At 52.4% G+C, this 15,018-nt stretch carries 14 protein-coding genes; 3 read left to right on the top strand and 11 right to left on the bottom strand.

What is annotated here, in order from left to right; translation table 11 throughout:
* Positions 1-3 precede the first annotated feature (3 nt).
* The 10 genes from ACOCF6_RS20965 to miaB all read right to left on the bottom strand — a co-directional run bounded on the left by ACOCF6_RS20965 (position 4) and on the right by miaB (position 11,628).
* A complete protein-coding gene (locus tag ACOCF6_RS20965; protein WP_482462267.1) occupies positions 4-393 on the bottom strand; it encodes a response regulator transcription factor in 390 nt (129 codons plus the stop codon).
* Positions 394-404: 11 nt separating this feature from the next.
* Positions 405-1,184, bottom strand: a complete 780-nt coding sequence (locus tag ACOCF6_RS20960) for a chemotaxis protein CheW (RefSeq protein WP_482462266.1) — start codon at positions 1,182-1,184, stop codon at positions 405-407.
* A gap of 10 nt (positions 1,185-1,194) precedes the next feature.
* The gene (locus ACOCF6_RS20955; protein ID WP_482462265.1) at positions 1,195-1,995 is read right to left on the bottom strand and encodes an ExeA family protein; all 801 of its coding nucleotides are present in this window, start codon (positions 1,993-1,995) and stop codon (positions 1,195-1,197) included.
* A gap of 5 nt (positions 1,996-2,000) precedes the next feature.
* Positions 2,001-4,118, bottom strand: coding sequence for a chemotaxis protein CheA (locus ACOCF6_RS20950; protein ID WP_482462264.1), 2,118 nt, complete (start codon positions 4,116-4,118; stop codon positions 2,001-2,003).
* Between the two features lie 20 nt (positions 4,119-4,138).
* On the bottom strand, positions 4,139-4,522 hold the full coding sequence (locus ACOCF6_RS20945; protein WP_482462263.1) for a response regulator: 384 nt from the start codon (positions 4,520-4,522) through the stop codon (positions 4,139-4,141).
* Positions 4,519-6,195 (bottom strand): response regulator, encoded by a 1,677-nt coding sequence (locus ACOCF6_RS20940; RefSeq protein ID WP_482462262.1) that lies wholly within the window; start codon positions 6,193-6,195, stop codon positions 4,519-4,521. Before ACOCF6_RS20940 ends, ACOCF6_RS20945 begins: the two co-directional genes overlap by 4 nt.
* Before the next feature lie 167 nt (positions 6,196-6,362).
* The gene (der, locus tag ACOCF6_RS20935; protein WP_482462261.1) at positions 6,363-7,709 is read right to left on the bottom strand and encodes a ribosome biogenesis GTPase Der; all 1,347 of its coding nucleotides are present in this window, start codon (positions 7,707-7,709) and stop codon (positions 6,363-6,365) included.
* Positions 7,706-8,593: a GTPase Era gene (gene era, locus ACOCF6_RS20930; protein WP_482462260.1), complete on the bottom strand. Its 888-nt coding sequence runs from the start codon at positions 8,591-8,593 to the stop codon at positions 7,706-7,708. Before era ends, der begins: the two co-directional genes overlap by 4 nt.
* Before the next feature lie 26 nt (positions 8,594-8,619).
* The gene (locus ACOCF6_RS20925; RefSeq protein WP_482462259.1) at positions 8,620-10,290 is read right to left on the bottom strand and encodes a glutamine--tRNA ligase/YqeY domain fusion protein; all 1,671 of its coding nucleotides are present in this window, start codon (positions 10,288-10,290) and stop codon (positions 8,620-8,622) included.
* A gap of 18 nt (positions 10,291-10,308) precedes the next feature.
* Positions 10,309-11,628: a tRNA (N6-isopentenyl adenosine(37)-C2)-methylthiotransferase MiaB gene (gene miaB, locus ACOCF6_RS20920; protein ID WP_482462258.1), complete on the bottom strand. Its 1,320-nt coding sequence runs from the start codon at positions 11,626-11,628 to the stop codon at positions 10,309-10,311.
* A gap of 117 nt (positions 11,629-11,745) precedes the next feature.
* Here miaB and yrfG point away from each other — a divergent pair, with 117 nt between their 5' ends.
* Both yrfG and ACOCF6_RS20910 read left to right on the top strand, forming a co-directional pair.
* Entirely contained in the window at positions 11,746-12,429 is a 684-nt protein-coding gene (gene yrfG, locus ACOCF6_RS20915; RefSeq protein ID WP_482462257.1) for a GMP/IMP nucleotidase, read from the top strand.
* Positions 12,430-12,443: 14 nt separating this feature from the next.
* A complete protein-coding gene (locus ACOCF6_RS20910) occupies positions 12,444-13,343 on the top strand; it encodes a DUF3047 domain-containing protein (protein ID WP_482462256.1) in 900 nt (299 codons plus the stop codon).
* On the opposite strand, the gene ACOCF6_RS20905 is transcribed toward ACOCF6_RS20910, so the two are convergent.
* The gene (locus ACOCF6_RS20905) at positions 13,344-13,685 is read right to left on the bottom strand and encodes a YtxH domain-containing protein (protein ID WP_482462255.1); all 342 of its coding nucleotides are present in this window, start codon (positions 13,683-13,685) and stop codon (positions 13,344-13,346) included. It abuts the gene before it with no gap.
* A 175-nt stretch (positions 13,686-13,860) separates the two neighbouring features.
* On the opposite strand from ACOCF6_RS20905, the gene ACOCF6_RS20900 reads away from it, so the two are divergent.
* Positions 13,861-14,964: an NAD(P)-binding domain-containing protein gene (locus ACOCF6_RS20900; RefSeq protein WP_482462254.1), complete on the top strand. Its 1,104-nt coding sequence runs from the start codon at positions 13,861-13,863 to the stop codon at positions 14,962-14,964.
* Positions 14,965-15,018: the final 54 nt, after the last annotated feature.

The raw sequence follows: 15,018 nt of genomic DNA, 5'->3' as shown, positions 1-15,018 counted from the left end.
AGGCTACGCTTCCATCGCAGAACTGCCGCGAAGTAATTTATCGATTACCTCGATGATCATGGCAGACTTGAACGGTTTAGTCAGATACGCACTTGCTCCGCAGACCCTGCCCCGCTCCCGGTCATCATGGCTTTTTTTGGCTGTCAATATAACTACCGGAATAGTGGCGGTGCGAGGATCCTTCTTTATCCGGCAGCAGATTTCAAAGCCGTCGATATCGGGCAACATGATGTCAAGAAGTATCAGATCGAATGTGCCGTCAGAGAGTGTTTTCAGGGCTTCGTTACCGGTAAGCGCCCCGGTCACCTCGTAGCCTTTGACCGTCAACAGGATGGTTTCGAGCTTAAGGAGGCTTTCTTCATCTTCAATGATCAGAATCCGTTTCTTTTGCATTCCAGCTCCGTTCAATACAGATGTATGTCGGCAACATTCTCAAGATTGAGCAGAATAATCATCCGGCCATCAGCCCGACCGATTCCGTTGACAAAGTCTCGGTCAATCCCTTCCAGAACCGCCGGAGCCGCTTCCAGGCAATCGTTTGCAATAGTAACAACCTGTATTATTTCATCAACCAGCAGACCGCTGAAGGCCTCACCGTGCCTGACGACGATCACCCGTTCACGACCGGTGACAGACTCACGCTGGAGACCGAGTCGGTCAAGCATATCGATAATCGGTATAATTACACCTCGCAACGAGATAATCCCGGAGACAAAGGAAGGCGCGCGGGGAACTTCTGTGACCTCCCGTGGCTTGATGATCTCCTTGATGTCCATGATATTTATGCCATAGATCTCGTCGGCAACCCTGAAACAAAGATATTCCTGGTAGTCATTTACAATGGGAACGGATTGTTCTCCCGACACCAGCGGCAGATTTTCGTCACAACCTGCTGCCTCCCTGCCGGCCAGGATTACATCAAGCGGATTGCGCAGATGAGAGCGAAAGACCGGTGACGCGGCATGACCAGCACCATCGGGCTGATGAACCGAAGGGGGCGTAGAACTGGATATCTGTGCAGCACTGTCCGGTATCGTAACCGGCTCGTCAGAACGCGAAATCTGTGAATCGTTTTCGAGGAGTGGGTACGATTCAGCTCGTTCCGTCGCTAAGGGCGAATGCTCTTCCAGTATACGATGTTCCTGCTCCTGCCGGGCTTTTTGTCTAATTTTCGCGAGATCCATGTGTCTCCACCTACATCATCAATTCGTCTTTGATCTCGTTGATAATCGTAGAATCGATCAACGCGCTGTCGCATCCATAGGCGACCAGCAGGGCATTTGTAGCCATAGAGTTTATCTTCCGGGGCACCCCGCCGGTAAGTTCAAAGATCCGCAGGACGGCATCAGGGGTAAAGAGACCTGTTGCACCTCCGGCCGTTTCCAGCCTGAAGTCCAGATACTCCATCGTTTCTTCCAGCGAAAGCGGCTGCAGGTGGTACTGCAGCGCTATCCTCTGACGCAGCGGCTCAAACCGGGGAGAGGACAACATGGCGCGTAATTCAGGCTGACCAAGAATAAGAATCGCCAGAAGGTTTTGATCATCCAGCTGGAAATTGGTCAACAGCCGAATTTCGTCAAACACCTCGCCATCGTCGACAACCTGCCCTTCGTCGATCACCAGGACCGGACAGATCCCCTGCTGGCAGCTCTGATAGACCGCCGCATTGATCTGATCCAGCAATCCATCCTTTGATGTCGCCGGAGTTTCAACATCAAGCAGCCGTGCCGTTGTGCGTAAAAATTCAATCGGGTTCAAACGGGGATTGACAATGTAACAGAAGCGATACCTGTCCCCAAGCCTGTCCATGAGCGCCCGTGAAACGGTTGTCTTGCCGCAGCCGATTTCACCGGTCAATACGGCGATCTCGCGCTCTTCGATGACAAACTCCAGCCGGGCAAGCGCTTCCACATGCCCCCGGCTCATAAAGAGAAAACGGGGGTCCGGGGTCTTGCTGAATGGTTTTTCCCTGAGACCAAAGTATTTTTTATACATACCCGTCAGCTTCCGGTCCGCATGGTTTCATTGATCATACCGCCGACATCCAGCACCAGGATCGTACGCTGGTCACCAAGATCGGCCGCCCCGGAAATGCCCCGGAAACGCTTGAATGACTCTCCCAGCGATTTGATAACAATATCCTGCTGCCCCAATAGATCATCCACGACCACTCCTAGACGCTTTTCCGCAACGCCGACCACGACAACGTAGAATTCACGGGGGCGTTCGGTCGTTCGGGGAGTGGCAAAGAAACTCTCGAGCCTGAGCAATGGCAGTGTATTTTCCCGCAGCTGAATGACTTCCTTACGCTCGATGGTCTTGATATCCGCATCGGTTTGGAGCAGGGATTCCATGACCGAGGTAATCGGGAGTGCGTAGGTCCTGCCGGCACAACTGATGATCAAGGCCTTGATAATCGCCAGTGTAATCGGAAGGGTAATTATGAAGCGCGATCCTTCACCTTTTCGGGTTTCAATATCGACCATGCCGGAAACGGCAGCAATATTGTTTCTGACCACATCCATGCCGACCCCGCGGCCCGAGACCTCGCTGACCTTGTCGGTGGTAGAAAACCCGGGCAGGAAAATCAGGTCGATTGCCTCGCGGTCGCCAATCGAAGCAACATCTGAAATCAAACCTTTCTGCAGAGCCTTTGCCCTGACTTTATCCAGGTCAATGCCATTACCGTCATCCTCAACCTCTATAACGACATGATTGCCTTTTTGATACGATGAGATGCGGATCGTGCCCTTTTCATCCTTACCGAGTGAAACGCGTTTTTCAGGTGCTTCGATACCATGATCAATGGCATTGCGGATGATGTGCATCATCGGGTCGGAGATATCCTCAACGATGAGTTTGTCGAGCTCCGTATCGGCACCGAAAAACTTGAGTTCAACCTTTTTGCCCTGTTCGCGAGAAATCTTCCGGACGATACGTGACATCTTTTCGTACAGCTGGCCAACCGGAATCATGCGGATTTCCATAACCCCCTTCTGCAGGTCGGTCAGCTTCCGCTCAAGACCTTTGGCAGCCTTGCCCAGATCGATTGCCATGCGCGAGAACCCTTCATTACGCATGCGGATTGCCACACCGGAGATGGTTGACTGAGCCAGCACAAGCTCACCGACAATATTCATCAGTTCATCAAGTTTGCCGATATCGACACGAACCGTTCGGCTCATACTCTTGGCTGAAAGAGCAGCATCATCGCCCGTTACCGACAATGCTGCCGGTGCCGGTGCCTCGACTGTCGACGTTGGCACGTCGAGCGAAGCATCTCCTGTTCGAACGTCCGGGAGGACACTGCCGGCGGAAGACGGGATCTCCGGGCGGCTTTCGACAGTTGCGGCGGCACTCCCCAAAAATGTTACGGCGATGGCATCCCGTTCGAACAAAGCTGCTAATTCATCCAGCCCACGGGAGGAACCAAAAAGTATATCAAAGTCGATATGCGTATCCATGTTGTCGGACATGCTGGGCAGTGTGCTGATCACCTCACCGCATTTTTTCAGGACATCCGAAACTTCAGCCAGTTCGTGGTCGAATGTGGTCAGCTCAAATGAGGTGTGCACATTGAAGATTGATTTGCCTTTCGTCAGATTATCCATCAGACGATGTTCTTCATACTCCGTCAGGGCACCCAGCACCCTGTCAGGCAGTCCCAGTCGTTGCAGGGGTGATATCGACGGATGTTTTTCGGGCGGCGGCGCCAGACAGGCATTAATCCGTGCCACGCAGGCAGCAATCTCATCGGTCTGTGCCGCTGATCCGCCCTCTTCGACCGATCGCACCAGTGAGGTCAACAACTCATGTGATCCGAATATCACCGACATCAGACCCTGATCGAGTTGAATCTTGCCGAGTCGCAAGCTGTCCAGCAGGTTTTCCATATTATGGGACAGCTCGGAAATATCGGCAAAACCGAACATACCAGCCAAACCCTTCAGGGAATGGGCCGCCCTGAAAATGGAATTCAGCAGATCGGGACTCAGATCACCACTGTCAGCCATATCTGCAAGATCAGCCAGCTCTGTACCGAGTTGGTCAATAATCTCCTCAGCCTCCGCCAGAAATTCCTTGACCGCTTTATGTGATGATGCGTTGTGTTCGCTCATTGGTTATCCACGCTAGATCGTCAGGGACTGATACTCAGATACGAAACGAGTAATGCTTGAAGCTTGGCATGATCAATCGGCTTGATCAGGTATTCATTGGCACCGAGGAGTTTGCCTTTGTCGATATCTTTCTGACTCCCCTCCGTAGAGATGATTATAACCGGAATCGTGAGATAATTAGAATTGTTGCGAAGGTAGCTGATCAGCTCCAGTCCGTTGATGTCAGGCATGTTGATGTCGGTAAGAATCAGATCCACCTTTTCACGCGGAAGCAGGCGCAGGGCTTCAAATCCACTGGAAGCTTCAACGATTCGATAGTCCCCCAGTGACTCGATGGTCGAAACCAGCATGGCACGCATGGTCGGGGAATCGTCAGCGATCAGAATGGTCTTTTTTGAACTCACGTGTAGTCCCTTTCGTGAAGCTGTCTTTCAAGAATGCATTGTTGCATGGCAATCCCTGCCTGAGAAAGAAAAATTGAAAGCGTCTCCGTATCCCCGATCGCCCGTTTTTCGGGAAGATTGTCTCCATACAGAAAACCGATCACGCGTGAGTGGCTTACAAGGGGGCCGATATAGGCCTCTTCCGGTATGCCGCCGCCAAGCTGCTCAAAAATATGCAGATCAAGCGGTGTAGGACGGGGCGTAAAATTAACTGCCCGGAATGTCCTGGCCGGATCATGAAACATCGAATCCGCTTCCAGCGGGAAGTGTATGGTACGCACCTTTTCGTCTCCGCTGATCGAGCCGCCCGCGATTCCAAACTGTCCAGCCCCGGAAACCACCTTATCGTGAACGGTGAATACAATGGCCCGGTTCAGAAACTCGGATGCAAATCGCAGGACCAGCAGCAGAACTCCTCCCTGAAGTTCCGGATTATTGAGTTCCTCCAGCATACCTCTCAGGAGCGACAAGCCGTTATTGGTTTCCTGTTCACCTGAAATCGGAAGGTCATCGTCGTCTCCCATCTCGATGCGCATTTCATCACCAAGGTTGAAACGCTCCTGCCACTCCGGCACCTCTTCGCCGGCTTCGGAGCGGCGCACTTCATCCAGCAAAAGCCCTAGAAAACTTTCAAGGATCGCAGCATCATTGATTTCAACCCGCCGGGGCTTCATCATAAAGGCGTAGCCCATATCCCGTACCCTGGTTTCGGCATCGGCATGACGGTAATCAGTCATAACGATGATCGGGATATCCTTGAAATTCACCTTGAGAAGCTCCAGCAATTCAACGCCGCCCAAAACGCCGGAACCATCCATTTTAGGCATGATCAGATCAACCAGAACCGTAGGATGCTCACCGCCGCGACACAGGGCATCGACCTTGATCAGCGTATCTTCGCTGCGAGTCAAGGCGTGTACATCATAACCCTGCTGCCGCATGCCCTCAGCAATGGCCTGCAATGTCGGCCCATCATCGTCAACGATGATCAGCGGCATCTTGGGGGCCGGCATACGGGATACAGATGCTCGTCTGGCTGGTTCAGCCACGAGATTAAAATCAAAATCAACCGCACCCCCGCCATCATTTCCCTGGGCAGTGGTCCCCGATTCAGCCGCATGATTATGCTCGTCAAGCAGCCGGGTACCTTCCATAGCCAGGAATTGGGGATTGAGGCCTTGGTCGAGCATGAATTGCAGGGGATCCAACCTGGTTCCATCTACCGTTTCGATATGCTCCGCGGTTGCGAATTCGAAAGACCCCTCGGTCCATGCAAATAGCGTAAAGACAACGTTTTCTATCTGTTCCCGAACCACCTCTTCGACAATCTCATACGAAATCCCGAAGTTTTTAATGAGGATAACCCCCAGCCGTTCCTGGAAGCCCTCTTCCTGCTGAAGCGCAAGTGCTTTTCTAAGGATGGCGAGGTCGATGACGCCCTTCTGGATCAGCACCTCTCCCAGACTCTGCTGAAAGGATGACGAGGTGGCCCTGACAACCTGACCCTGACGGAATATGACCGAACCTTCCCGGTCTCTGCTGGACAGAGAGAGAATTCCGGTCTTCCTGCTAAGGCTGACGATCTGCAGGATTTCAGCCAGCCCGAGATCTTCAAGGTTTCCGACAAGACTCATGCAATAGTATCCGTGAATGAAATCAAATTTATAATTTTAGACTGCAACCTGCATAACATAATGTAATTAAAGCACATACTCCATGATGCGAAGATACGTGAAAGGCGAGTAAACGCACAGATAGTAAACCATAGACCGCATCAAAGTAAAGCCTTTACCTTTCAACGTTAATGGCTTGAACGGGGGTCACCCATGGCTGATTTTTTATCCCGTCCCCTGAACATAAGCCGCAGTGGTACACCGTTAAAACCGAATGCCTCGCGGAACCGGTTAATAATATAGCGTTCATAGGAAAAATGGATATTATCCGGCTGATTGGTGAATATGACAAAAGAGGGCGGACGGATGGCAACCTGGGTTGAAAAATAGAATTTGACCCGGCGACCATGGGAAAGCGGTGCGTGGTGGGCCTCAATGGCCTCGGAAAAGACGCGGTTGAGATCAGCGGTCGACACCCGGCGGATAAACTGTTCCATGACCTCATCAACGGCAGTCATGATCTTGCCGATGCGCTGGCCGGACAGTGCCGATACAAAGACAATCGGGGCATAGGCCAGGTACTTGAAGCCGTAGCGGATCTTTTCTGTGTAGGCACCAAAGGTGGCATTATCCTTGGGCAGAACATCCCATTTATTAACAACAAAAATACAGCCGCGGCCAGCCTCGTGGATGTATCCGGCAATGCGCTCATCCTGCTCGGTCACGCCCTCTTCCGCGTCAATCACCATCAGAACCACATCAGCCCGTTCGATGCTGCGCAGAGAATCCACCACGCTGTATTTTTCGAGTTTTTCGGTAGTCTTGCCCTTGCGGCGGATCCCGGCGGTATCGATCAGCAGATAGGGCTTTTTATTGCACATGAAGAGCGTGTCAACCGAATCACGGGTTGTCCCGGGGGTCGGGTTGGCAACCACCCGCTCAAATCCCAGCAAACGATTGACCAGAGAAGACTTGCCCACATTGGGCCGGCCTACGACTGCGATTCTGGTCAGTTCATCATCTGCATCATGGGGATCGGCATCCGGGAATACATCCATGAGGTTTTCAATAAGATCTACAACGCCGCGGTTATGCTCTGCCGAGATGGTATAGAGTTTATCGACTCCCAGGGAGTAAAACTCCGCTGAATCATTTTCCAGCTTTTCGCCGTCGACCTTGTTGATGACAAAAAACACCGGTTTCTTGACCCGCCGCAGCATCTGTGCCACCTCGATATCTGCCGGGGTCAGACCGCTGCGGGCATCCATCATGAACAGGATGACGTCCGCCTCTTCCATGGCCAGACTCGACTGTTCACGCATCTGCTGCAGCATGCGGTCGGCGGTAACCGGCTCAAAACCGCCGGTATCGATCAGGATAAAGGGTTTGTCGTAACGGTTGATATTTGCGTAATTCCGATCACGCGTAACGCCGGGTGTATCGTCAACCATAGCCTTGCGATGACCGATCAGGCGATTGAACAGCGTTGATTTACCTACATTGGGACGTCCGACAATAGCTACAAGTGGTTTCATTCGTATCCATACTCTCTGAGCTTTGAAGGACGCTCACTCCAGTTTTCTTCTACCTTGACAAACAGCTCCAGAAACACACGCGTCCCGAGCAGACGCTCGATATCGAACCGCGACTGGGAACCGATACGCTTCAACATCTCACCCTTTTTACCGATGACAATCCCTTTCTGGGTTGTCCGCTCCATAACGATTGCCGCCTGTATTGCAATGACACCATTTTCACGCTCGGTAAAGGACTCGATCTCCACTGCCGTGGAATAGGGTACTTCGTCGCGGGTCAAGCGGAAGATCTTTTCACGGATCATCTCCGCGACGATAAATTTCTCCGGCATATCCGTCAGGATATCGTCCGGAAACAGTTGCGGACCTTCGGGAAGATATCTGCTGATGGTATCAACAAGCAGATCTACCCCGTCACCGCCACCAGCCGAGATCGGCATCACCTCCCGGAAGGGATGCAGGGCGGCCCAGGCGGAGATCCTTTCAAACAGGATGCGCTTGTCCGGAAGCAGATCGACTTTGTTCAGCACCAGAATAACCGGTGTCGAGACGCCTTTGAGCACATCGATGATCCCGGCGTCAACCGTTGTGGTCGCCTCTACCACCAGCAGCAGCAGATCGACTCCGCTGATGGCCGCCATGGCGACATCCACCATGCCTTTGTTCAAACGTGAGTGAGCGGAATGAATCCCGGGGGTATCGATAAAGATAATCTGGCCGTCGGGGATATTGTGGATACCCTGAATACGGTTGCGCGTGGTCTGCGGCTTGTCCGAAGTAATGACGATCTTCTCGCCGATAATGGCATTGAGCAGCGTCGACTTGCCCACATTGGGCCGTCCGATAATAGAAACAAATCCTGACTTAAACTCTTTTTTAATCATATAGTTGGTCTCATAACTTTCATGTATTACTTTTTGGACCAGGCATCCTTGAGCGTGACGATCCGATTGAAGACGAGCCTGCCGGGAGCCGAATCCTTCGGATCGGGGCGGAAATATCCAAGACGCTCAAACTGGACTGCGGTCTCACTATCTGCTGCAGCCAGGCTCGCCTCCAGCTTGCATGCAGTCAGGGTTTCGACTGAATCGGGGTTAAGGAACTGCTTGTAATCAACCCCTCCCCGGTCTGGATTCGGATCGGTAAACAAGCGGTCAAAGAGCCGTACCTCGGCATCGATTGAATCGCGTGACGAAACCCAGTGGATTGTGCCCTTGATCTTGCGGCCATCAGCCGCCGATCCGCCCCGTGAAGCCGGGTCATACTCGCAATGCACCTCGACAATGTTCCCGTCATCATCCTTGACAACTCCGGTGCAGCGCACGATATAGGCGTAACGCAGACGCACCTCACTGCCGGGGGTCATGCGGAAAAATCCCTTGGGCGGTGCTTCTGCAAAATCATCCTGCTCGATGAAGATTTCACGGGAAAAGCGTATCGTACGGCAGCCCATCTCAGGTTTCTGGGGGTGATTGGCAGCATCGAATTCATCGAACTGATCCGCGGGATAATTGTTTATGACCACCTTGAGCGGCCTCAGAACAGCCAGAACCCGCGGTGCGATCTCATTCAGGTCTTCGCGGACACACTCCTCCAGGATAGACATATCGATCCATGAATCGCTGCGGCCGACGCCGATCCGCTCACAGAAGGTCCGCACCGCCCCGGGCGTATATCCGCGACGACGGATACCCATCAGGGTCGGCAGACGCGGGTCATCCCAGCCGTCAACAATCTTCTGGTGCACAAGTTCATGCAGTTTGCGTTTGCTCATGACCGTGTAGGTCAGGTTCAGTCGAGAAAATTCGTATTGCCGCGGCTGGCTCGGCACCGGAAGATTGGCCAGAAACCATTCATACAGCGGTTTATGGTCCTCAAACTCCAGGGTGCAGATCGAGTGGGTGATCCCTTCAATCGCATCCGACTGGCCATGGGCAAAGTCATACATCGGATAGATGCGCCAGGCATCGCCGACATGGGGATGGGGGGCGTGGATGATGCGATACATGACCGGGTCCCGCAGGTTCATATTGGCCGAGGCCATGTCAATCCTGGCCCGCAGGACCTTGGTGCCGTCGGGGAAATCACCCCGTTTCATACAACGGAACAGGTCGAGATTCTCTTCAACGGAACGGTTCCGGTAGGGGCTCTCCTTGCCCGGTTCGGTCAGGGTACCGCGATAGCTGCGGATTTCATCAGCCGTGAGATCCTCGACATAGGCCTTGCCCTGCTGGATCAGGTATTCAGCCCACTGATAGAGCTGTTCAAAATAATCAGAGGCATAATACAGATGCGTACCCCAGTCAAAACCGAGCCAGCGAACACTTTCCTTGATCGATTCGATGTATTCGAGCTCTTCCTTGGCAGGATTGGTATCATCGAAACGGAGGTGGCAACATCCGCCAAACTGCTGCGCCAACCCGAAATTGAGACAAATGGACTTGGCATGGCCGATATGCAGATAGCCATTCGGCTCCGGAGGGAACCGGGTAACGATTGCCTGGTGCCGGCCGTTTGCCAGGTCATCATCGATGATGGTGCGAAGAAAGTTACTGGATTGTGGTACAGGTGCGGTGGACATGAAACCTCTCAAAAATATTTAGTACTGCAGCTCGCCTACCAGTGAATTCTGATACGCCGCACTGATCCTGACATCTGCAAAAGTGCCGACAAGACCGGGATCGCCGATAAAATTAACGGTTTTGCCGCTATCGGCCCGGCCGGAAACCTGTCCGGGACGTTTTCCCATCCCTTCCACCAGCACGGATTGCAGTGTGCCGACAAAGGATCTGTTGATCTCAAGAGTGAGACGCCTCTGCAGCGTCAACAGCCGTTCCAGACGTTCGAGCTTCTGCTCTTTGCTGATGTCATCCTTCAATTCAGCGGCCTTTGTCCCCGGCCGCGGCGAATATACAAACGAATACAGGTCGGCATAACGCACCTCTTGTATCAATCCCAGTGTCTGTTCGAAATCCTCATCAGTCTCACCGGGGAATCCGACGATCATATCTCCGGTTACAATGATGCCGGGACGGGCCGACTTGAGGGCCTTGATCCTGTCAAGGTAGGCTTCACGGGTATAACCACGGTTCATACGTGCCAGCACCGCATTGCTGCCTGCCTGTGCCGGCAGCTGAATCTGACCGCACAGCTTCGGTATTTCGGCAAAACATTCGATCAGTTCATCAGACATATCCTTGGGATGGGACGTCGTGAAGCGGATACGTTTGATGCCGTCAATGTCTGCAATCATCCGGATAAGCTGGGCAAAAGATGGCTGATCCGGTGTGTTCAGACCATAGGAATTCACATTCTGCCCCAGAAGAACGACCTCTTTCACACCGCTGTCCGCCAGGTGCCGGATCTCATGAAGGACCTCAGAGGAGCGGCGGCTGATCTCCCGCCCGCGTACGAACGGCACAATGCAGTAGGAACAATAGTTATCGCAGCCCTGCATGATCGTGACAAACCTGCTGAAACGATGGCTGTCATGCCCCGGAGGAAACAGGTCCAGTCGCTGATCATTATCGATGAAGGAGGTTTCGCTTCTGCGCTGACCGTTTTCTGCGGCCACAACCATCTCAGGCAGCAGGTGAAGATTATGCGTTCCGAATACCAGGTCCACCCAGGGAAATTTATCCAGCAGTGCATCACCTTCATGCTGGGCGACACAGCCGCCGATGCCGATAATGAGCCCGTTTTTGTGTTTTTTCAGGACACGCAGATTCTCAAGACGGTTATAGACCTTCTCCTCGGCCCCCCCCCGCACAGTGCAGGTGTTCAGCAGAAGCATATCTGCCTCTGAAATCTTCGAGGTGTGTATATACCCGTTTTCTGCCATCATGGAGACGATCCGTTCGGAATCATTCACATTCATCTGGCAGCCGTAGGTTTCCATGTAAAGAAATTTCTGATTCATACGATCGGCAACTATACGCTGAAACCCCGCATCAAGTCAACAAACGCGGCCATCCCAATACCGGCTTGCGTTTTTTCATATTGACAAGTCAACTGCTACTGCACTCTAATCAACACTATGAAAATACACTGGAACGATATAGACACCGTATTGCTGGACATGGACGGCACCCTGCTCGACCGGCACTTTGACGACCATTTCTGGCTGGAACATGTTCCAAAGCGCTGGGCCGCTCACAACCATGTTGACCTGGATTTTGCCCGCGCGCACCTGTATGCCATGTTCAGATCCCAGGAGAACACACTCAACTGGACCGATCTGGACTACTGGTCTGATCGCCTGAAACTTGATATCCCGCTGCTAAAGAAGGAGGTTGAGCACCTGATCGCTGTTCATCCCTATGTTGTCGAATTCCTGTTGTTCTTGAAACATCACCGCAAGAGTGTGTGGCTGGTCACCAACGCCCACTCGAAAACCCTGGACCTGAAGATGAAGAAAACAACGATAGGGCCTTATTTTGACGGCATTATTTCGGCCCACCAGGTGGGCCTGCCCAAAGAAGACCAACGTTTTTGGAAGTCGCTCCAGAGCTTTATTCCCTATGATCCGGACAGGACCATGCTGGGGGAAGACAGTGAAAAAAACCTTGCTACGGCCTCACTTTTCAAGATCAGATACCTGATCTATGTCGGCCGCTACAGTTCTACAGTCGCCCCGCAGACATCACAGCGGTTTGCATCCATCAATTACTTCAGTCAGTTGATTCCCGCACAGGACGACATGACCGCAACTATTTCCTGAGGTTGAATATTCACATGAAATTATCCCTGCTTGTTATGCTTTGCATGTTTCTTACCAGTCGAGTTGACGCTTCCGAAAGTGTGCTTCATCTGGGTACATTCAGCACCGGCGACATGACCGGCTGGAAAGAGCAGACCATCGGCCTGATGAAATCCAAAACCAGCTACAATCTGAAGAAAGACAACGACAGGACGGTACTGGTCGCCTACAGCAAAAAATCAGCGTCCGGGCAGATATATAAGCTGAACCTTGAACCAAAGGTTTATTCAACCCTGAAATGGTCCTGGAAGATTGACCACACCATCAAGAAGGGAGACGAGAAGACAAAGGAAGGCGATGATTTTCCCGTCAGGATCTGTGTGTTTTTCCCACGCGGGATTTTTTTAAAAGATCGTGCCATCTGCTACGTCTGGGCCAATAAGCTGCCCAAAGGAGAGCATACTGTCAGCCCGTTTACAAAAAACATCTTTACCGTTGCTGCAGACTCGGGAGAAGAGCAGGTCGGACGATGGACTGTTCACCAGCGGAATTTGTATGAAGATTACAAGATGCTATTTGGAGAAGAGCCGCCCAAGATCGGAGCCGTTGCTCTGATGACAGATACGGACAATACCGGTGAATCTGCTGTCGGCTATTACGGGGATATTTCTCTTGTCCGCTCAGCCACAGTGACTGATGGAAAGCTGAAAGACCACAAGCCAAAAGATATTCAGCAGAAAGAACCAAAACAGAAGGAACCGACCGGTAAGGGGATAAAAATAAACGGCGAATCATCAGTACCTGTCCCGGACATCCCTAAGTCGCCGAAAATAACGGATGAACCAAAACCGGGTGAGTTGAACGAAAAAGAGCAGCCGGCCGGCACATCAACACCTTTGCCAGCGGCTGCTCCCAAACCGGTAACACCTGAGTAACTACATTCTGCTCAGCTTGGTACGAAACTGCTCCAGACGGGATGCGCCTTCCTCTATCAGACGAATCAGGTCCTTGCGGGCGGTACCGGCAGCACCCTTCCCTTTTTCCAGCAGATCATCGGTCTTATCGCCAATGGTATCTACCAGATCGCAGATATTGGCAGACAGGTCATCTGCCGCTTCACCGGCACGAAGTTTCGTTTTTTTTGCATACCTCAACAGGTCTTTACGCGTCCTCTGGCCTGATTGCGGGGCAAAGAGCAGTGCCAATCCGGCCCCGACAATACCGCCAGCCAGAATCAGTAATCCAGCGGCAGCAACTTTTTTATCTCTATCTTCCATGTTACCCTCCTTAACGTGTGATGATTTATTGTACCGCAACCTGCAAGAAACAACACAACTATATATTCAAAAGCAGTATAAAGCATGTACCGGAGCTGGCTCTAATCCCTTTATCTTTATCCGACGCCATGATATATTAACAATCATTTCATAACGTTATGCGGAGAGGTACCGAATGAACACTTTCTACGATGTACTGATTATAGGTGGCGGACCGGCCGGCCTGTCTACCGCCTATCTCTGTCACAAGCATGGCCTGACCTACCTGGTCCTGGAATCAGGCAAGGCCATTTTCCAGGGGATCGCCAACACCTATCCGGAAGGTAAACTGGTATATGCCTCCAAGCCCAAAGATGCCCCCGAACCGTTCATGGTCGACGAATTGCGCCCCCCCGACAAGCCGGTGACCGTCGAAAGCTACCTGCAATACGTCCAGCATTTTGTCCAGCATGAAAATCTGAATGTCCAGACGGAGGTGGCCTTTGAAGACATCAAGGATGAACGCGACGGCGTGACGGTCATTACCTCCAAGGGCAATTTCAAGGGCAAAAAGGTTGTGCTCTCCTTTGGCAGCAATATCCCCCGCGAGCTGTCCGTCTATGGTGATGCCAAGATGGTGGCCAAGAATGTCGACGACGCCTCGAAATATATCGGCATCAAGACGCTGGTGATCGGCGGCGGAAATACTGCGGCCGATGTGATCATCAACATCCTCAAGGCCAAACGTGAAGTCAACGATCATCAGCCGGTTTACTGGGCCCACATGGCCGAGACCTTCGATGTCAACAAGGAGACCGCCCAGCGACTGGGCGAAGAGATCCTGCTGGGTGGCAACATCCGACTCCTGCCCGGGTCGATGCCCCGCATCGGCGAGGTGGATGAGGAGGGTGTCGACCGCCTGGTTATCCGCGTCAATGTGTTTCAGCAGGCCGACGGCGTAGACGTGTACCATGGCATGAGCTTTCCGATGCAGAATGTCATCGCCTGCATCGGCTCTCAGGGCCCGGTCCCGATCTTCGACAAACTCGGCATCCAGTCCATCGCCTGTACGGCCGGGGTCTGCAAGATCGCCAAGGAAGGAGAACGTCTGGTGCTGCTGACATCGGAGTTTGAATCCACCCGCAAAAATGTGTACGTCATTGGTGGCGCCATTTCTCCTTCCTATATGAAGATCAACGAAGGATCGATTGCAGAGGAAAAACATCCAAACCTGATCTATACCGCCATCAACGACGCCTATCATGTCGTCGAGGCGATCCGCCAAAAACTCGCAAAATAGGATTACCAGCAGGGGTACGAAATTTCGTGCCCCTTCCCCCTTGAAAAATCACTG

The sequence above is a fragment of the Geobacter psychrophilus genome (genome assembly GCF_056821595.1).
This window is presented reverse-complemented; position numbering and strand designations above follow the sequence as displayed.

Excerpts from the sequence above, each read along its gene's own strand:
- ACOCF6_RS20965 (WP_482462267.1), bottom strand. The coding sequence starts at position 393 with ATGCAAAAGAAACGGATTCTGATCATTGAAGATGAAGAAAGCCTCCTT.
- ACOCF6_RS20960 (WP_482462266.1), bottom strand. The coding sequence starts at position 1,184 with ATGGATCTCGCGAAAATTAGACAAAAAGCCCGGCAGGAGCAGGAACAT.
- ACOCF6_RS20955 (WP_482462265.1), bottom strand. The coding sequence starts at position 1,995 with ATGTATAAAAAATACTTTGGTCTCAGGGAAAAACCATTCAGCAAGACC.
- ACOCF6_RS20950 (WP_482462264.1), bottom strand. The coding sequence starts at position 4,118 with ATGAGCGAACACAACGCATCATCACATAAAGCGGTCAAGGAATTTCTG.
- ACOCF6_RS20940 (WP_482462262.1), bottom strand. The coding sequence starts at position 6,195 with ATGAGTCTTGTCGGAAACCTTGAAGATCTCGGGCTGGCTGAAATCCTG.
- der (WP_482462261.1), bottom strand. The coding sequence starts at position 7,709 with ATGAAACCACTTGTAGCTATTGTCGGACGTCCCAATGTAGGTAAATCA.
- era (WP_482462260.1), bottom strand. The coding sequence starts at position 8,593 with ATGATTAAAAAAGAGTTTAAGTCAGGATTTGTTTCTATTATCGGACGG.
- ACOCF6_RS20925 (WP_482462259.1), bottom strand. The coding sequence starts at position 10,290 with ATGTCCACCGCACCTGTACCACAATCCAGTAACTTTCTTCGCACCATC.
- miaB (WP_482462258.1), bottom strand. The coding sequence starts at position 11,628 with ATGAATCAGAAATTTCTTTACATGGAAACCTACGGCTGCCAGATGAAT.
- yrfG (WP_482462257.1), top strand. The coding sequence starts at position 11,746 with ATGAAAATACACTGGAACGATATAGACACCGTATTGCTGGACATGGAC.
- ACOCF6_RS20910 (WP_482462256.1), top strand. The coding sequence starts at position 12,444 with ATGAAATTATCCCTGCTTGTTATGCTTTGCATGTTTCTTACCAGTCGA.
- ACOCF6_RS20905 (WP_482462255.1), bottom strand. The coding sequence starts at position 13,685 with ATGGAAGATAGAGATAAAAAAGTTGCTGCCGCTGGATTACTGATTCTG.
- ACOCF6_RS20900 (WP_482462254.1), top strand. The coding sequence starts at position 13,861 with ATGAACACTTTCTACGATGTACTGATTATAGGTGGCGGACCGGCCGGC.